The organism is Glycomyces rhizosphaerae, from assembly GCF_042647865.1.
GTDB classification, from domain to species: Bacteria; Actinomycetota; Actinomycetes; order Mycobacteriales; family Micromonosporaceae; genus Glycomyces; species Glycomyces rhizosphaerae.
Genome location: NZ_JBHRWO010000002.1, coordinates 23,320 through 40,039, shown reverse-complemented (window position 1 = coordinate 40,039; position 16,720 = coordinate 23,320). Strand labels below are relative to the sequence as shown.

The following is a 16,720-nucleotide window of genomic DNA, read 5'->3' as shown; positions in this document are numbered from 1 at the left end:
AGACTCAAGGGCACTAAACCACGGGAGGCGTGATGGCGGGCGAGGCTGAGGCGGCGGCACCGGTCAGGCGGCTCAAGCGCGCCGAGCGGCGCGAGCAGATCCTGGACGCGGCCACGAGCGCGTTCTCCCGCGCCGGGTACACCGCCACGGGCCTTGACGACATCGCCGCAGCGGCGGGTATCAGCCGCGCGATCCTGTACCGCCACTTCGATTCCAAGGCCGAGCTGTACCAGCGGGTGCTCGACCGGGTGTGCGAGCGGCTCTATGCCGAGACCGGGAAAGGCGAGTACACGCAGGACAGCATCGACGGCCTGGTCAGAGCTGCCGCACAGGATCCGGACGGGTTCCGGCTGCTGTTCGACCGGGCCGCGCGTGAACCGGAGTTCGCCGCCGAGATGCTCCGCTTCCGCGACGACATGACGAAGGCAGCGCACCACTACCTGGTCGAGGTGGTCGAGGATCCGGCCTGGGCCAAGTGGGCTTCGCAGATGGCCGCGACTACCGCGATCGGGGCGGTCATGGCCTGGCTGGACGCCGGGCAACCCGATCCCGGCCTCGTCGCGGTGCGTATCCGCCGCACTGTCGAGGGCGTCATTGACGCCGCCCGCAGCACCTGATCAGCGGCGCAAGGTCTCCTTCATCCGCAGCGCGACCACGATGCCGGAGGCGGCGGTGAGTGCGGCGACGACAGTGATGGCGGTGGGGATGCCGTAGTTGTCGGCGAGCAGGCCGGCCGCCAAGGCGCCGATGGCGAATCCGGCGTCCCTCCAGAGCCGGTAGACGCCGACGGCTCGGGCTCTCCAGGTGGGGTGGACGGTGTCGCCGATGGCGGCGAGGAGAATCGGGTAGACCATCGCGGTCCCGACCCCGAGGATCACTGCGGCGCTCACCCAGGCGGTGAAGCCGTCTGCGGCGGCGAAGGCCGCCAGGCCGACGGCTTGGACGAGCATGCCCCAGACGATGAACTGCTTGCGGCCCAACCGGTCGGAGACGAGTCCGGTGGCGAGTTGCCCGAAGCCCCAGACTGCGGGGTAGATCGCGGCGATGAGTCCGATGTCGGCCACGCTGAGGCCGTCGGCGGCGAACAGGATCGGCAGCAGGCCCCAGGCGAGTCCGTCGTTGAGGTTGTTGACCAGCCCGGCCTGGCTTACGGCCGAGAGGGTCGGGTCGGTGAGGCTGGTGCGGGCGAGCACCTGGCGGGTCGACAGGCCGTGCTCGCCGCCGATATGCGACTCGGCCTCCAGGTCGACGTGGCCGGCGGTCTCACGGACGGCGAACACCGACAGGCCCAGCGCGATGGCGACGTAGGCCGCGCCGAGGCTGAACGCGCCGGGCTGCCAGCCGTACTCGGCCGCCAGCCACCCGGTCGCCATGGAGGTCGCGGCGACCGCGACGTATCCGGCGGCCTCGTTGAGGCCCATGGCCAGGCCGCGCCGGTTCGGCCCGGCCAGGTCGATCTTCATGATCACCGTGGTCGACCAGGTGAGTCCCTGGTTGATGCCGAGGAGGACGTTGGCGGCGATCACCCAGGACCAGTCGGGTGCGAACATGAGCATGAGCGGCACCGGGATCGCCACCAGCCACCCGGCGATGAGGACCGGCTTCCGCCCGTACCGGTCGCACAGGCTCCCGGCGAAGAAGTTCGTGGCGGCCTTGGCCGCGCCGAACACCGCGATGAAGACCAGCGCGGTCGTGTAGGACGTGATGCCGAAGACGTCCTCGCCGAACGCGGTGAGGATCCGTTCCTGCCCCAGCAGACCACCGACCAACGCGTTGACGACCACGAGCAGGCTGAACTGCCCCAGGTTCGCGACCAGGCCGAGCCGTACCGGGTTCGACTCGGCGCTCATCGGCCTTCCGACAGCTCGACTCCCGTGGCGCGGGCGAGCTGGCGCGGACTGCCGGCCAGGACCGCGACCTGGGCGCCGCGGCGGGCGGCGAGGCTGGCGGCGGTCATGGCCCGCTCGCCGTGCCCGCACATCGACAGCAGCGGCCCCGACGGCAGGTCCGCGGCGGCCAGCGCACCGAGTTCGATGCCGACCGCGACGGGCAGGTGCCCGGCCTCGTACTCGGATTCCTGGCGGACGTCGAGCACAGTGGCAGACTCCAGTTTCGCGGCTTCGGTTGCGTCGAGCACCGGGATGGCGGCGGTGGGGCCGTCCCAGGAGTGCATGCCGCCGTCGAGTTCTCCGACGAGGCCGTAGCCGATCTTCGCTGCCTGCCAGGCGATCTCGGCAGGATCCTGGTCCTCGCCGCGGACGATGACCACCGGTGTGTCGGCCTCGATGACCCAGCCGAGCCAGGTCGCGAACTGGTCCCGCAGCGGGATCGAAACCGCCCCGGGGATATGCGCCGCGCCGAAGGCGGCGACCGGCCGGACGTCGACGACCACCGCGCCCGCGTCAATGAGGTGTTGCGCTTGTTCGATCCCCAAGGGCGGCAGGGCGGGCGGCTCGGCGACCACGGCTGGGCCGGACCGGTTGACCTCGCTGAGCCGGTCGAAGTACGTCGGATAGGTGCCCAACCCTGCGAGCAGGCGGGAGACGAACTCGTCCTCGCTGTCGGCGGCCAGCAGCCAGTTCCCGGCCTTCTCCGCGCCGATGGTCGAGGTCCGCTCCGAACCGGGTGGGGCCGAGCAGAACGAACCCGCGCCGTGCGTGGGCCACACCGCCACTTCGTCGGGCAGGTCGATAAGGCGCTGGATCGACCGGTACTGCGCTCGCGCCAGCTCTTCGGTGCGGCTGACGTCGACCAGGTCAGTGCGCGCCGCCGCGCCGACGATGAGCGACCCGCCGGTGAAGACGCCCAACGGTTTCGCGCCGTCGAGCAGCAGGTAGGACAGGTGCTCGTCGGTGTGCCCCGGCGTACCGAGTGCCCGCAGGGTCAGACCGCCCAGGTCGACTTCGTCGCCGTCGGCTAGGCCTCGGTGAGTGAACTTGCGTCCTCCGGCGGTTGATGCGAGGACCTCCACCGGCCCGTGCGAACGCAGTTGCAGCGCCCCCGAGACGAAATCAGCGTGCAGATGGGTCTCCGCCACGAATCGCGGCCGCAGACCCTGCCGCTCCGCGGCCGCACGGATCTGCCGCAGGTCGCGGGAGGGGTCGAGCACAAGCGCCCCGCCGTCACCGAGATCCAGGAGATAGGCGGCATTGCCCAGTCCCTCGTCGACAAGTGTCGTCAATCCGAGCTCGCTCATCGCGGTTCTCCTTCACGGGGCGCACCCCTAGGCCAAAGTGATACAGTATTCCAAGGAATTATGGAATATAATGAGAGGCTACCACCGTGGCGGAGAAGAAAGCGGCACTGTTCGACCAGCTCGCGCGTGTCGGCAAGGCCCTCGGCAACGGCAAGCGCCTCGAACTCATCGACCTGCTGACCCAAGCCGAACGCTCCGTGGAGCACCTCGCCGCCGCCTCCGGGATGGGCCTGACCACCGTCTCGGCCCACCTCCAGACGCTCAAACAGGCAGGGCTCGTCACCACCCGCCGCGAGGGGCAGAAGATCCACTACTCCCTGGCCGGTAACGATGTCGCCGCTCTCTACCGACTCACGCGCGACACCGCCGCCGCACATCTCGCCGACGTCGAACGCGCCGCCGCCGACTACCTCGGCGACACCCCCGATCAGGTCAGCCGCGACGAACTTCTCGCTGGGATCGAACGCGGCGAGTACACGATCTTGGATGTGCGCCCCGTCGAGGAATATGCGGCCGGACACCTACCCGGAGCCATCAACATCCCAATCGACCAGCTTCCCGACCGACTCGGCGAGATCCCAGGCGACGCAACGATCGTGGCCTACTGCCGCGGGCCCTACTGCGTCTTCGCCCACGACGCCGTCGAACTGCTCGCCGGGTCCGGGCGCAACGCCCGCCGCCTCGAAGACGGCCTCCCCGAATGGCGCTCCGCAGGCCTGCCGACCGCAACTGCCGCGGTTGGCAGCGCAGGCTGAATGGATCCCGTCCGCCTGCTCATACCCGGCCCTCAACCCGCGGCACCCCATACGGCTCGGCTCGTTCAACCACGGCCGCTGGACCAGCGCGAACGGCTCAGATTACCTAAGATGGGCTATGCCCCCTAGCAATCCAGCACCCGCTCCATCTTCACCATACGGATCGGCTCGGGGCCTGCCAACATTTCAGCAGCACTCGCAGCAGCTTCAGGTCATGCGACTGTTCGCACTGTTTTCCCCGCAGGTCAGACTCCAGGTCGACCAGAGCCAGTCCCTCCTCGACCACCTGGTCGGCACCGTCGATTACTTCTACGACGCCTCGCCAGTCGTGACTGGCGATAGACGACTCGGGTCCAGAGCGCCCATCGCCAGTAGAACTAACGGCGCACTGCGTATTTCCTGGCTGGCGCTGTTCGGCTCCCGGATCCCGTCGGCGGCACGGGTGTTCCTGCTGACGCTTGCGATCGTCGACGATCTGGGCGCGATCGCGGTCATCGCCGTGTTCTACACCGAGGAGGTGTCCCTGGGCTGGCTCACCGCCGCCGGTCGCGATCGGGCTGCGCCTGCTCAACGTCTGGTCCGCGCCCGTCTACCTCATCGTCGGCATCGCCTTATGGCTGGCCATGCTCGAATCCGGTGTCCACGCCACCATCGCGGGCGTCATCATGTGCCTGATGCCGTCGTTGTTCGCCCTTGCGAACGCCGGTGTCGCCCTCTCCGGTGACCTGCTCGCCACTGCCGCGACCTCGGCGGTCACGCTCGGCATCGTCCTGGGGCTCGCACTGGGCAAGACGCTCGGCATCACCCTCGCGACGTGGATCGCGGTCAAGCTCGGTGCTGGCCGCCTGCCGACCGGCACGAACTGGCCGCTGCTGGTCGCCATCGCGGCGGTCGCAGGGATCGGGTTCACGGTGGCGCTGTTCATCACCGAACTCGCCTTCCGCGGCGAGGACACCGAGATGCTGACTGCTGAGGCGAAGATCGGCGTGCTCGTCGGGTCCCTCATCGCCGTGCTCCTGGGCGCCGGCCTCGTCGCCTTCACCGCCCCCAAACGCCGGCCCGCGCACGACGACGCGGACGAGGACTCCCGAGCAGCCTCGATCGCCTGACCGGGGGAGCGGCAGCACCCCGAAAACGCGCAACCTCGGCGAGATTCGCCCGCACCAGGGCGTGAGGGACGGAGCAATGGTGTTGGACCAGCAGGAAGCCCCGCCGCACCGGCTCGCAAACACGAGTCCAACCTTCGTCATCAGTATTGCTGTGCCTCAACGTGTTAGGAGCTCTGAGGCCGACAATAGGACACCGGGAACATGAGAATATGTTCCCGGTGTCTTCGTGAGTTTGTGTAGAGGCAGCGGCGCTCTCGGATGACATTTGCGAGGAAGCCCGCTCGTTCAAGGGAGTGATGAACTTCCCGGTCTCGAGGTCTGCCCACTTTCCTTGGCACTCAGGCTCAAAGGCAGCTTCTCAGGCCATATCCAGTGCGAGCCTTCGGCCTGCCAGTCCTCGTGGTCGGTCCGCGATCCAGGCGCCCACTGACAGGAGCACCGAAGCGGCCGAACTGCTGCCTCGGTTCAATACCAGCGGCACACCCTCGTCGCCTCCGGCACCGATGCCCGGATCGATCGGGATGCGGCCTAGAAGCGGGACTTCGTAACCGAGTGTCGCGGTGAGGGTCTCGGCCACCTGAGTGCCGCCGCCTGAGCCGAAGGGCTCCCAGACGTCGCCTGTGGGCAGCTCGGCCCAGGCCATGTTCTCGATGACCCCGACGATCCGCTGCTTGGTCTGCAGCGCAACGGTTCCGGCGCGTTCGGCGACCTCGGCGGCGGCGAGGTGCGGGGTGGTCACCACCAGGGTTTCGGCGGCGGGGAGCAACTGCGCGAGCGTGATCTGGACGTCCCCGGTCCCCGGTGGCATGTCGATCAGCAGCACGTCGAGGTCGCCCCAGTAGACGTCGACCAGGAACTGCTCCAGGGCCCGGTGCAGCATCGGCCCCCGCCAGAGCACGGCGGCGTTCTCCTCCGTGAACATCCCCATCGAGATCACCTTCACGCCGTGTCCGATCGGCGGCATGATCATCTGCTCCACCTGCATCGGCATGGTCCGCACGCCGAGCGCCCGCGGAATCGAGTGCCCGTAGATGTCCGCGTCCAGCACCCCGACGGCGAGCCCGCGCAGTGCCAGGGCGGCGGCGAGGTTCGCGGTCACGCTCGACTTCCCGACCCCGCCCTTCGCCGACGCGATGCAGTAGACCCGGGTCAGCGAGCCGCGGGCGGCGAACGGGACGGCTCGCTCTTCGCCTCCGCCCTTGAGTCGCTTCCGCAAGTCGGTCCGCTGCTCGTCGGTCATCACGTCCAGTTCGACCGCGACCGACGACACGCCTTCCACCTGCTCCACGGCGGCGGTCACGTCACCCGTGATCTTCTCCCGCAGCGGACAGCCTGACACGGTGAGCGCCACCGTGACCGTGACTGCCCCGCCGTCGAGTGCGACGTCGCGGACCATTCCCAGTTCGGTGATCGGTCGTCCGATCTCGGGGTCGTGGACCGTTTCCAGCGCCGCGTTGATCCGCTCTCGAAGACTGCTCATGACTCGCTCCTCTCGGGGACGTTCCAAGTCTCGGGCCCGGCGATCACATCGGCGATCGACGGGGGCCGCGCTTCACGGGCCAGGGCCGCCTGGTCGCGGACGTCGTCGTCGTACGCGGGCCGGGACACGCTCCGGAAGACGCCGGTGACGGTGGTCGACAGGTCCTGAGTCGAGAGTCGGGAGAGCGCGAACGCCAAGGACGGGTCGTCGTCGCCCGGGTCGTGCACCAGGATCGTCTTCGGGTCGGCCTCGCTGCGCGGCACCACGGCAAGCCTGCCGCGGTGGTCGCGGACCACCACCTGCGCGCCTCTGCCGTCCTCGCCCACGGGCCCGAACTCGATCTGCTTTCCGGCGCGCAGCCGGATCAGCCGGTGCGGCGCCTGTTCCGGGTCCTTCAGGGCGTCGAAGGCGCCGGCGTTGAAGATCGGGCAGTTCTGGTAGATCTCCACCAGCGCCGTTCCCCGGTGCTCGGCGGCCTGGCGAAGGACGTCGGTGAGCCCTTCGCGGTCCGAATCCATCGCCCGCGCAACGAAACTCGCCTCCGCGCCGAGCGCCAGCGAGACGGGGTTGAACGGCGCGTCCGGTGATCCGGCCGGGCTCGACTTCGTCACCATCCCCTTGTCGCTCGTCGGCGAGTACTGCCCCTTGGTGAGCCCGTAGACGCGGTTATTGAACAGCAGGATCTTCAGGTTCACGTTCCGGCGCAACGCGTGGATGAGGTGGTTGCCGCCGATCGACAGCGCGTCGCCGTCGCCGGTGATCACCCAGACGGAGAGATCCGGCCGCGCCACCGCCAGACCGGTGGCGATCGCGGGCGCCCGGCCGTGGATCGAATGCATCCCATAGGTGTCGAGGTAGTACGGGAACCGCGACGAGCAGCCGATCCCGGAGACGAAGACGATGTTCTCCTTGCGCAGCCCCAACTCGGGGAGCATCGCCTGAACGGTGCTGAGGATGACGTAGTCGCCGCAGCCGGGGCACCAGCGCACCTCCTGGTCGGACCGGTAGTCCGCGGCCTTCTGCGGCTCCGGGTCGCGCGGGACCAGTGCGGTCCCGGAACGTCTGCCGGATTGGACTTCGATGTCGACGGTGGTCATGCCGGGGCCCCTTCCATCAGGTCGATCAGGACGGTCTGGAGCTCGTCGGCCTTGAACGGCTGCCCGGTCACCTTGGTGTGGCTGACGATCTCCGTCATCCCGCGGGCCCGGAGCAGCAGCGCCAATTGGCCGAGGTTCATTTCGGGGACGACCACCCGGTCGTATGAGGACAGGACGGCGTCGAGGTTGGCCGGGAACGGGCACAGGTGGCGCAGGTGCGCCTGCGCCACGGCGTGGCCTTGGGATCGCAGGCGGCGCACCGCAGCGCGGATCGGGCCGTATGTCGATCCCCAGCCGAGCACCAGCAGCCGGCTCAAGTCCGGGTCGTCGACCTCGAGATCGGGTACGGCGATGCCGTCGATCTTCGCCTGCCGAGTACGGACCATCACCTCGTGGTTCTGCGGATCGTAGGAGATCGCGCCTGTCCGGTCGGCCTTCTCCAGGCCGCCGATCCGGTGCTGCAGGCCGACAGTCCCGGGGATCGCCCAGGAGCGCGCAAGCGTCTCGCGGTCGCGCAGGTAGGGCCAGTAGTCGCCGCTGTCGTCGGTGGCGTTGGGCTCGGTCGCGAACCCGGGATCAATCGGCGCCAGGGCGGCGACGTTCGGCAGCAGCCACGGCTCGGAGCCGTTGGCCAGTGCGCCGTCGGAGAGCAGCAGCACCGGGGTGCGGTAGGTGACCGCGATCCTGGCCGCTTCGACGGTGGCGTCGAAGCAGTCCGAAGGGGACCGAGGAGCCACGATCGGTACTGGTGACTCGCCGTGTCGTCCGAACCGCGCCTGCAGCAGGTCGGCCTGCTCGGTCTTGGTCGGCAGCCCGGTGGAGGGGCCGCCGCGCTGGACGTCGACGACCAGGAGCGGCAGTTCGGTCATGACCGCGAGGGCGATGGTCTCGGATTTCAGTGCGATCCCCGGACCGGAGGTGGTGGTGACGCCCAACGCGCCGCCGAACGACGCTCCCAGGGCCGCGCCGATCGCTGCGATCTCGTCCTCGGCCTGGATGGTGAGCAGGTCGAAGTTCTTGTGGCGGGCGAGCTCGTGGAGGATGTCGGAGGCAGGCGTGATCGGGTAGGTGCCGAGCACGACCTTCATCTTGGCGACCCAGCCCGCGGCGAGGATGCCGAGTGCCAGGGCGGCGTTGCCGCTCACCTGGCGGTACTCGCCGGCGGGTAGCGCCGCCGGCGGGACCCGGTAGGTCGTGGCGAACAGCTCGGTGGTCTCGCCGTAGTTCCAGCCGGCGCGGAAGGCGAGCACGTTCGCCTCCGCGACCGTCGGCTTCTTGGCGAACTTCGCCCGCAGCGCCTGCTCGACACCGGCGGTCGGGCGGCCGTACATCCACGAGAGCAGTCCGAGGGCGAACATGTTGCGCGACCGCAGTGCGTCCTTGCGCCCCACCCCGAGCGGTGCGACGGCTCCGAGCGTGATGGTGCCCATGGCGACCCGGTGCACGGTGAGGTGGCCGAGCGACCCGTCCTCGAGCGGATCGGACTGGTAGTGGGCCTTGGCCAGGTTGCGCTTGGTGAACTCGTCGGGGTCGCAGATCACCACGCCTCCGGCCCGCAGGTCGCCGACATTGGCTTTGAGCGCGGCCGGGTTGAACGCGACCAGGACGTCCGGGGCGTCGCCGGGCGTGTGGACGTCGCTGTCGGCGAAGTGCACCTGGAACGACGAGACACCATGGACCGTGCCTTGCGGTGCCCTGATCTCGGCCGGATAGTCGGGCATCGTGGCCAGGCCGTTGCCGAACGCGGCGGTCTGCAGAGTGAACCGGTCGCCGAGGAGCTGCATCCCGTCGCCCGAGTCCCCGGCGAACCGGACGACCACCTTGTCGATCCCAATGGCGGTCATGACGCCTCGTATCCAGTGATGAAGGGCGTGTCCACGCCGATCTCGCCAATCCGCTTCGCCCCGCCGACGCTGCCCAGCGGCTCGTTCCGGCCCGGCAGCAGCTCGTGGAAGAACCGCGCATTGTCGGCAATGAACTCGGCCTCCTCGTCAGGGACGTCGTCGGCGGGCAGGATCGCCTCCACCGGACAGACCGGCTCGCAGGCGCTGCAGTCGATGCACTCGTCGGGGTTGACGTAGGCGCTCCGCGCTCCGATGTAGATGCAGTCGACCGGGCATTCTTCGACGCAGGCCCGGTCCGTCACGTCGACGCACGCGGAACCGATGACAAAGGTCATGAGAGGGAACCTTCCTGGGAGCTTCTGGGGTCAGGACTGGGGGAGGTCGGGGGAGTGCCCGAGCAGCGCGAGGATCTCCTGGCGCTGACCGGCGAACTCCGGCTCGAGCTGGGCGCCCGGCCGCCTGGGGCGGGCCACTTCGACGATGCGAGCCGCCCGGGCCGGGCGGGAGGTCAGGACGACCACCCGATCTCCCAGCAGGAGCGCCTCGTCGACGTCGTGGGTCACGAAGAGGATCGTGGTGCGGTGCCGCAGCCAGACCGAGACGAGGAGTTGCTGCATCTCCAACCGAGTCTGGGCGTCGAGCGCCCCGAACGGCTCGTCCATGAGCAGCACCCGCGGCTCGGCGGCCAGGGTCCGGGCCAACTGCACGCGCTGGCGCATGCCGCCCGAGAGCCGCCGCGGCAGGTGCTCGGCGAATCCGGTGAGGCCCACTTGGTCGAGTAGTCCGGTGGCGATGGCGCGTCGTCGCTTGCGGAGCACGCCGCGCATCGCGAGCGCGAACTCGACGTTGCGCCGCGCGGTGCGCCACGGCAGCAGGGCGTCCTCTTGGAAGACCATGGCGCACTTGGTGTCCGGGTGGTCGTGCGGATCGCCGTCCACGCGTGCCGCCCCGGCGGCGATCGGTTGGAGACCGGCGAGGGCGCGGAGGATCGTCGACTTGCCGCAGCCTGAGGGCCCCAGCAGGATGACCACCTCGCCGGGTTCGACGACGAGGTCGATCTCGGCGGCGGGGCCGTCGTCGTAGTCGATGCGGACGTCGCGGAGTTCGACGCGGGCTCCGGTCGCGATCGTGGTGTTCACCAGCCCTCCCCGGGCAGCCACCGGTTGACCCGGCGTCCAATCCGCTCGATCGCCCACGAGGTCGTGAAGCCGAGCAGGCCGATGGTGAGCATTCCGGTGACCACGCCCGCGTAGTCGAGGAGCGAGTAGGACATCCAGGTCCAGTACCCGACGCCGAACTGGCCGGAGATCATCTCGGCGCTGATGACGCAGATCCAGGCGACGCCCATGCTCACCGACAGTCCGGAGAAGATGGACGGCATCGCGCCGGGGAAGACCACGTGCACGAGCACCTGCCATCGGTTCGCTCCCAGCGTCCGGGCCGCATCGGTCCATACGGGAGGGAGTGTCTTCATCGCGTGGATGGTCGCCACTGTGATCGGGAAGAAGGCCGCGAAGGCGGTGATGAACACGATCCCCTGCTCGCCTGTCGGGAAGAGCAGGATGGCGATCGGGACCAGGGCGATGGCCGGGACCGGCCGTGCCACTTCGATCAGGGGCCGGACCAGTGCGGCGGTCGTCTTCGACCGTCCGATGGCGATCCCGGTCAGGACCCCGGTCACGCCGGCGATCGCGAAGCCGGTGAGGATCCGTCTCAGGCTGGAGAGGACGTGCTGGTAGAAGACCGGCGCCTCCAGTTGCAGCCGGATCGAGGTGCCGACTTCCGCGGGGCCGGGCATCTTGTCGAACCGGAGCCACGCGACGACGTCGTACTGGGTGAGCAGCTGCCAGGCCGCGAGGGCGGCGAGAATCGGAACCGCCGGCAGGAGCCGGCGGGCGGCTCTGCGTGGCGAGCGGCGCGGCGAGGCCGTCGTCGGGGCCTCGGTCGCCTCGGGAGCTGGGAGGAGGTCGGCTGTCGGCCGTTCCTTTGTGGTCGTCATGGGGTTTGGTTCCTTCCGCTCGGTCAGACGCTGTCGAGGGCGGTCTGATAGTCGATGACCTGCGAGCCGGCGTGCTCGGTGGCGTACGCGTCGGCGTCGGCGACGGTGCCGAACGGCAGCAGGGTCGCGTTCTCGCCCGCGCTCGGATCGCTCACCCAGGTCGCGTGCTCGCCGAAGATCCGGGTCCCCGACGAAGCGTCCGGGACGTAGAGCGCCCGGTACTCGCCGCCCTGGGCGACCAGCCGGAGCAGGCAGGTCGGAGTGGCGGCGACCTGTGTGGTCTCCTCGCCTGCAGGCCAGGCCTCGGATGCGGTGGCGGGGTCGGCGACGTCGATGCCGCAGACTTCGTCGTGGCCGGTGATCGCCGAAGGGTTGGTCAGCGAGGCCTTGGTCTCGTCGTAGGCTGCGCCGTAGAGCTCCCGCAGCGGCTCCTCATTGACGAAGTCGTCGAGGTCGAGCTGCTCGAGGGCGCCGAGCTCCTGCAGGAACGGCAGGCCGGTCTCGACCGCGCCGACGAGTTCTTCCTTGACGGTCATGTCGAAGGTGACCGCGCCGTTCGGGCCGTTGTAGAGGTAGACGACCTCCGGTGGGAGCCCGGTGGCCTCGGCGACCATCATCGCGGCCTCCAGCGGATGCTGGTGGAGGAACTCCATGGCCTCTCTCTGCGCGGCCAGGAACGCCTGGAGCACTTCGGGATGCTCCTCGGTGTACGCGTCCGACGCGACCACGCCGTGGAAGGTGGGAACGCCCGTGTTGCCGTCGTGCAGCAGTCGGCCTCCACCGGAGAAGACGACGCGCTGCGGGAACGGGACGAATTGGGCGAGTGCGTCCACCTGGTCCGACTCCAGGGCGGTGACGCCGACCGGCGGGTCCTGGCCGAGCAGCTCGACGTCTTCGGGCGACAGGCCGGCCGCATCGAGTGCGCTCACCAGGTTGCCATGCGCGGTCGAGCCGAGGCTGGTCGAGATGACCTCGCCCTCCAAGTCGGCGAGCGTCGTCGCGTCGGAGGAGTTCGGGACCACGATCTGGTTGAGCGAGCCGGTGAGGTTGTAGCCGGTGACGCTCACCCAGCTCGTCTTGACGTCGTCGAACTCGGCGGTCTTGGCGCCATTGACCGAGAGCGGGAAGTCTCCCATTGATCCGATGTGGACTTTTCCGGCGATCATCTCGGCGGTCAGCGGCGGCCCCGAGGCGAAGTCGTGCCACGTCAGGTCGTACGTCTCGCCGGTCTCCTCGGCGGCGGTGTCGAGGTACTTCTCGAGGAGCCCGAGTTCCTTCATCAGGGTGCCCGCGGTGACCGTATTGATGGTCTTGGACTGGTAGCCGACGGCCACCGGGACGACGCCGTCATCGGCTCCGGCGGCGGCGCAGGCAGTGGTGCTCAAGAGGGCCCCGAAGGCGAGGCCCACTGCGATCTTCCGAGTGATGTGCATGGTCGGCCTCCTTCAGCGGAGCAGGTACGGGATGTTGACGGTGACGGCGTCGACGGGGCAGCGGGCGGCGCAGGGACCGCAGTACCAGCACTCGTCGACGTGCATGTAGGCCTTCTTGGTCTCCGGGTGGATCGCCAGGGAGTCCAAGGGACACATGTCGACGCAGAGGGTGCAGCCGTCGATGCATTTGGCCTCGTCGACGGTGACCGGGACGTCGGCGCGGAAGTTCGCTTGAGCCATGATGGGTCCTCTCGTGGGGTGCGGCCGAAGATTCAGCCACGGGGGTCGGGGTGAGCTTCCAGGGCTATGCGGGCGAAGGCGCGGACATCGGCGTCCACATCTCCTTGGGCGCGGAGCAGGGCTTCGCGCACGTGCAGGCGGCCGGCCAGCCGAGGCATGAGCGCCTTGACGGCGGCCTTCCTGACATCGAGGTTCGGATCGGTCGAGGCCGTGATGAGGGGGTCCACAGTGGCCGATACGTTCGACTCGGCCAGTGCAGTGGCTGCGGCCTGTCGGACCTCCCAGGAGGGATCGTCGAGGGCTCTGACCGCGAGGCCGGCCGCGTCGTCGGTGCAGCCGGTCTGCGCGAGTGCGCCCAGTGCGGCGGCCCGGACCAGCGGATCCTCGTCGTCGTGCATCCGGGTGAGGGTGGCGATCCCCCGCGGGTCGCCGACGGCGCCCACGCCGCGGGCGGCGGCGATCCGCACCCCGGGCGACGCGTCGCCGGAGGCCACGGCGAGGCCGTCGAGATCGTCCAGCGACACCATCCCGAGCACCACCTCCCGGCGGACCCGCTCGTCGGCGTCGCGCAGGACCGCACCGAGTTCCGCCTCGCCGGTGAGGCGGTGCCGCCACAGTGCACCGACCGCCGCGACCCGGATCGCGGCCTCGGGGTGGTCGAGGGCCGCCCGCAGCCCGGACTCGAACGCGGGGCTCGGCTCGATGACCTCGCGCAGCTCGCGCAGCAGGTCGGCCGCGCGAAGGCGCACGGCCGCCTCGCCGTCCAGGAGCGCCGCGGCGAACACCGGCGAGGCCTCCGCCCAGTCGCCGGCGGCCTCGCTCAGTACCGAGAGGGCGGTGCGTCGCACCTCCGGGTCCGGATCGGCGAGGTAGGCGGACAGCTCCTCCACGTCGGGGGCTTCGTCGACGAGTTCCAGCAGGGCCAGGATCCGGCCGCTCTGCGCGCTCATCGCCACGCCGCCGCGAGCTCGCCGGCGCGCGGCGCCGCCGCGTCCGGGACGCCGTCGGGCCGGACGAAGCCGGGGACCGGCACGATGTACGGCGCCACCGGCCTCCGGTCGAACCGCATCTCCCCAGTGGACGAATCTTTGCTGAGGTTCAAGTGGCAGAACCAGTTCTCGTCGTCCTGGAGCGGCCAGTCGTCGCGGGAGTGGTAGAGGCCCCAGCGGCTCTCGGTGCGGGTCATCGAGGCGCGCGCGGCCATCTCGGCGCAGTCGCGGATGAAGGTGACTTCGGCGCAGCGCATCAGCTCATGCGGGGTCCGGGCGCCCATCTGGTCGATGTCGGTACGCATCCGCTCGAACGCCTCCAGCCCCAGGGACAGGTGGCGCTCGGTCTTGGGCGGCTGCAGGTAGTCGTTGACGAACCGGCGGAGCTTGTACTCCACCTGCGGCTGCGGGGGTCCGTCCGGATTGGATGCCGGCCGGTAGATCAGCTCGTGGGCGGCGGCGATCTGGTCTTCGGGGAGCTCGGGGCGCGCCGCACCCTTCGCATAGGTCGCCGCGTCCTCACCGGCGATGTCGCCGTAGACGAAGGCGCCGATCATGTAGTTGTGCGGCACGCAGGCCATGTCTCCGGCGGCGTACAGGCCCGGTACGGTGGTCCGGGCGTGCTCGTCGACCCACACCCCGGAGGACGAGTGGCCGCTGCACAGCCCGATCTCCGAAATGTGCATCTCGATGTCGCGCTCGCGGTAATCGGTGCCGCGACCGGCGTGGAACGTGCCGCGGGTGGGCCGCTCGGTGGTGTGCAGAATCCCCTCGATCTCCGAGATCGTGGCGTCCGGGAGATGGCTCAGCTTGAGGTAGATGGGACCGCGGGAGCTGTCGATCTCACGCTTCACCTCGGCCATCATCTGGCCGGACCAGTAGTCGCAGTCGACGAACCGGTTGCCCTCGCCGTTCACGGTGTAGCCGCCGAAGGGGTTCGCGACGTAGGCGCAGGCCGGTCCGTTGTAGTCCTTGATGAGCGGGTTGATCTGGAAGCATTCGATGCCGCTGAGCTCGGCGCCGGCGTGGTAGGCCATCGCGTAGCCGTCGCCGGCGTTGGTCGGGTTCTCGTAGGTGCCGTAGAGATAGCCGCTGGCCGGGAGGCCGAGGCGGCCGCAGGCGCCGGCGGCCAGGATGACCGCGCCGGCCGCGACCGTGACGAACTCGCCGCTGCGGGTGTCGAAGCCGACCGCGCCGACCGCCTTGCCGCCCTCGGTGAGCACCCGGACCGGCATCACCCGGTTGGTCATCATCACGTTCGCCCGAACGTTGCGGGAGCGCAGTTCCCGGTAGAGGACCTTCTTGACCTCTTTGCCCTCCGGCATCGGCAGCACGTAGCTGCCGGAGCGGTGGACCTTGCGGACGGCGTACTCGTCGTGCTCGTCCTTCTCGAACTTCACGCCGTAGGACTCCAGGCGCTGCACCATCTCGAAGCCGCGGGTCGCGGTCTGATACACCGTGCGCTGGTTGATGATGCCGTCGTTGGCGACGGTGATGTCGGCGACGTAGTCCTCGGGGGTGGCCTTGCCGGGCACGACGGCGTTGTTGACCCCGTCCATGCCCATCGCGAGCGCACCGGAGTGCCGGACGTGGGCTTTTTCCATGATCAGCACGGATGCGCCGTGGCGCGCCGCGGTGAGCGCCGCCATCGTGCCGGCGGTGCCGCCGCCGACGACGAGCACGTCGCATTCGAGATGGCGCCGGTCGGCCACGTGGGGAATCTCCATCGGGTCACTCGCTTTCTTCCGGGCGTTCGCCGGGCTCTGGGAGGAATGGGTTGTGGAAGGGGCGGCGGACGAGCATGGTCGACAGCGAGATCCGGTCGCCGCGGAAGCGCAGGAACTCGAGATCGACCGGTCGCCCGTCGCAGGTGTAGGCGAGGCGCTCCACGAAGAGCAGCGGGGACCCGACCGGGACCTCGAGTACGCCGGCCACGGCCGGGTCGGCCGCGACCGATTCGATGACGACCCGGGCCTCGCCCAGCGGCAGCCCGAGTTCGGATTCGATGAGCGCGAAGACGTCGCGGTGCTCCAGGTCCTGGCCCAGCAGCGGTTCGCCCACATCGGCCGGCAGGTAGCTGGCGTCCAGCGACACCGGCTCGCCGTCGAGCATCCGGAGCCGTTCCAGGACCACCACGGGTGCCCCCGGCTCGATCCCCAGCCGTTCGGCGACCAGCGGCACCGCAGGGACCATCTCGGCCAGCAGGATTCGGTTAGCGACCCGCGGGTGGTGCGCCTCGAAGGTCTCGGCCAGTCCGCGGAGCCGGTCGAGCCCGTGGTCGCACTTCGCCGAGACCACGAACGTGCCGGAGCCCTGGATCCGGGTGACCAGGCCTTCGTCGCGGAGCAGTGCCAGCACTTCGCGGACCACGTTGCGGCTCGCGTTGAACTCCATTGCCAAGTGGGTCTCTGACGGCAGCGGTCGGGCGCCGTAGACGCCCTCGAGGATCCGGGTGCGCAGCACGTCCCGGATGCGGCGGACCGGCCCGGAGCGTCGTCCGTCCGCTACCGTCGGTCCCGTCTTGGTGGCTTTCATGTGGCAGATACTTCGGGTGGCGGGTTTCACACCGGCACCTGCT

General features: G+C 69.4%; 15 protein-coding genes and 1 pseudogene. 4 read left to right on the top strand and 12 right to left on the bottom strand.

The genetic code is table 11. From position 1 onward, the window contains the following. The first annotated feature begins 32 nt into the window (after positions 1 to 32). Entirely contained in the window at positions 33 to 617 is a 585-nt protein-coding gene (locus ACFO8M_RS00345; RefSeq protein ID WP_387968944.1) for a TetR/AcrR family transcriptional regulator, read from the top strand. Here ACFO8M_RS00345 and ACFO8M_RS00340 read toward each other — a convergent pair whose 3' ends face one another. Further along, positions 618 to 1,850, bottom strand: a complete 1,233-nt coding sequence (locus ACFO8M_RS00340) for an MFS transporter (RefSeq protein ID WP_387968941.1) — start codon at positions 1,848 to 1,850, stop codon at positions 618 to 620. Further along, entirely contained in the window at positions 1,847 to 3,196 is a 1,350-nt protein-coding gene (locus tag ACFO8M_RS00335; protein ID WP_387968938.1) for an MBL fold metallo-hydrolase, read from the bottom strand. Before ACFO8M_RS00335 ends, ACFO8M_RS00340 begins: the two co-directional genes overlap by 4 nt. An 86-nt stretch (positions 3,197 to 3,282) precedes the next feature. Between ACFO8M_RS00335 and ACFO8M_RS00330 the strand changes: the two genes are divergently transcribed. From ACFO8M_RS00330 to ACFO8M_RS00320, 3 genes are all read left to right on the top strand, one after another. Beyond that, positions 3,283 to 3,951 (top strand): metalloregulator ArsR/SmtB family transcription factor, encoded by a 669-nt coding sequence (locus ACFO8M_RS00330; protein ID WP_387968935.1) that lies wholly within the window; start codon positions 3,283 to 3,285, stop codon positions 3,949 to 3,951. Between the two features lie 214 nt (positions 3,952 to 4,165). Next, a complete protein-coding gene (locus ACFO8M_RS00325) occupies positions 4,166 to 4,675 on the top strand; it encodes a Na+/H+ antiporter NhaA (RefSeq protein ID WP_387968932.1) in 510 nt (169 codons plus the stop codon). Next, a complete protein-coding gene (locus ACFO8M_RS00320; RefSeq protein WP_387969094.1) occupies positions 4,557 to 5,060 on the top strand; it encodes a Na+/H+ antiporter NhaA in 504 nt (167 codons plus the stop codon). Before ACFO8M_RS00325 ends, ACFO8M_RS00320 begins: the two co-directional genes overlap by 119 nt. A 358-nt stretch (positions 5,061 to 5,418) precedes the next feature. Here ACFO8M_RS00320 and ACFO8M_RS00315 read toward each other — a convergent pair whose 3' ends face one another. The 10 genes and pseudogenes from ACFO8M_RS00315 to ACFO8M_RS00270 form a co-directional block, all read right to left on the bottom strand. Beyond that, on the bottom strand, positions 5,419 to 6,540 hold the full coding sequence (locus tag ACFO8M_RS00315) for an Mrp/NBP35 family ATP-binding protein (protein ID WP_387968929.1): 1,122 nt from the start codon (positions 6,538 to 6,540) through the stop codon (positions 5,419 to 5,421). Further along, on the bottom strand, positions 6,537 to 7,637 hold the full coding sequence (locus ACFO8M_RS00310; RefSeq protein ID WP_387968926.1) for a 2-oxoacid:ferredoxin oxidoreductase subunit beta: 1,101 nt from the start codon (positions 7,635 to 7,637) through the stop codon (positions 6,537 to 6,539). Before ACFO8M_RS00310 ends, ACFO8M_RS00315 begins: the two co-directional genes overlap by 4 nt. Continuing rightward, a complete protein-coding gene (locus ACFO8M_RS00305) occupies positions 7,634 to 9,481 on the bottom strand; it encodes a 2-oxoacid:acceptor oxidoreductase subunit alpha (protein WP_387968923.1) in 1,848 nt (615 codons plus the stop codon). Before ACFO8M_RS00305 ends, ACFO8M_RS00310 begins: the two co-directional genes overlap by 4 nt. Further along, on the bottom strand, positions 9,478 to 9,816 hold the full coding sequence (gene fdxA / locus ACFO8M_RS00300; RefSeq protein ID WP_387968920.1) for a ferredoxin: 339 nt from the start codon (positions 9,814 to 9,816) through the stop codon (positions 9,478 to 9,480). The genes ACFO8M_RS00305 and fdxA overlap by 4 nt, the downstream gene beginning before the upstream one ends. Before the next feature lie 30 nt (positions 9,817 to 9,846). Continuing rightward, positions 9,847 to 10,620, bottom strand: a complete 774-nt coding sequence (locus tag ACFO8M_RS00295) for an ABC transporter ATP-binding protein (RefSeq protein WP_387968917.1) — start codon at positions 10,618 to 10,620, stop codon at positions 9,847 to 9,849. Beyond that, entirely contained in the window at positions 10,617 to 11,480 is an 864-nt protein-coding gene (locus ACFO8M_RS00290; RefSeq protein ID WP_387968915.1) for an ABC transporter permease, read from the bottom strand. Before ACFO8M_RS00290 ends, ACFO8M_RS00295 begins: the two co-directional genes overlap by 4 nt. A gap of 23 nt (positions 11,481 to 11,503) precedes the next feature. Continuing rightward, on the bottom strand, positions 11,504 to 12,913 hold the full coding sequence (locus tag ACFO8M_RS00285; protein WP_387968912.1) for an ABC transporter substrate-binding protein: 1,410 nt from the start codon (positions 12,911 to 12,913) through the stop codon (positions 11,504 to 11,506). A 12-nt stretch (positions 12,914 to 12,925) separates the two neighbouring features. Then, entirely contained in the window at positions 12,926 to 13,153 is a 228-nt protein-coding gene (locus ACFO8M_RS00280; protein ID WP_205324689.1) for a 4Fe-4S dicluster domain-containing protein, read from the bottom strand. A 32-nt stretch (positions 13,154 to 13,185) separates the two neighbouring features. Then, a pseudogene (locus tag ACFO8M_RS00275) lies at positions 13,186 to 15,869 on the bottom strand (fumarate reductase/succinate dehydrogenase flavoprotein subunit). Positions 15,870 to 15,873: 4 nt separating this feature from the next. After that, positions 15,874 to 16,677 (bottom strand): GntR family transcriptional regulator, encoded by an 804-nt coding sequence (locus ACFO8M_RS00270; RefSeq protein ID WP_387968909.1) that lies wholly within the window; start codon positions 16,675 to 16,677, stop codon positions 15,874 to 15,876. Between the last annotated feature and the right edge of the window lie 43 nt (positions 16,678 to 16,720).

Excerpts from the sequence above, each read along its gene's own strand:
- ACFO8M_RS00280 (WP_205324689.1), bottom strand. The coding sequence starts at position 13,153 with ATGGCTCAAGCGAACTTCCGCGCCGACGTCCCGGTCACCGTCGACGAG.
- ACFO8M_RS00315 (WP_387968929.1), bottom strand. The coding sequence starts at position 6,540 with ATGAGCAGTCTTCGAGAGCGGATCAACGCGGCGCTGGAAACGGTCCAC.
- ACFO8M_RS00310 (WP_387968926.1), bottom strand. The coding sequence starts at position 7,637 with ATGACCACCGTCGACATCGAAGTCCAATCCGGCAGACGTTCCGGGACC.
- ACFO8M_RS00345 (WP_387968944.1), top strand. The coding sequence starts at position 33 with ATGGCGGGCGAGGCTGAGGCGGCGGCACCGGTCAGGCGGCTCAAGCGC.
- ACFO8M_RS00325 (WP_387968932.1), top strand. The coding sequence starts at position 4,166 with ATGCGACTGTTCGCACTGTTTTCCCCGCAGGTCAGACTCCAGGTCGAC.
- ACFO8M_RS00305 (WP_387968923.1), bottom strand. The coding sequence starts at position 9,481 with ATGACCGCCATTGGGATCGACAAGGTGGTCGTCCGGTTCGCCGGGGAC.
- ACFO8M_RS00270 (WP_387968909.1), bottom strand. The coding sequence starts at position 16,677 with ATGAAAGCCACCAAGACGGGACCGACGGTAGCGGACGGACGACGCTCC.
- ACFO8M_RS00290 (WP_387968915.1), bottom strand. The coding sequence starts at position 11,480 with ATGACGACCACAAAGGAACGGCCGACAGCCGACCTCCTCCCAGCTCCC.
- ACFO8M_RS00335 (WP_387968938.1), bottom strand. The coding sequence starts at position 3,196 with ATGAGCGAGCTCGGATTGACGACACTTGTCGACGAGGGACTGGGCAAT.
- ACFO8M_RS00285 (WP_387968912.1), bottom strand. The coding sequence starts at position 12,913 with ATGCACATCACTCGGAAGATCGCAGTGGGCCTCGCCTTCGGGGCCCTC.
- ACFO8M_RS00340 (WP_387968941.1), bottom strand. The coding sequence starts at position 1,850 with ATGAGCGCCGAGTCGAACCCGGTACGGCTCGGCCTGGTCGCGAACCTG.
- fdxA (WP_387968920.1), bottom strand. The coding sequence starts at position 9,816 with ATGACCTTTGTCATCGGTTCCGCGTGCGTCGACGTGACGGACCGGGCC.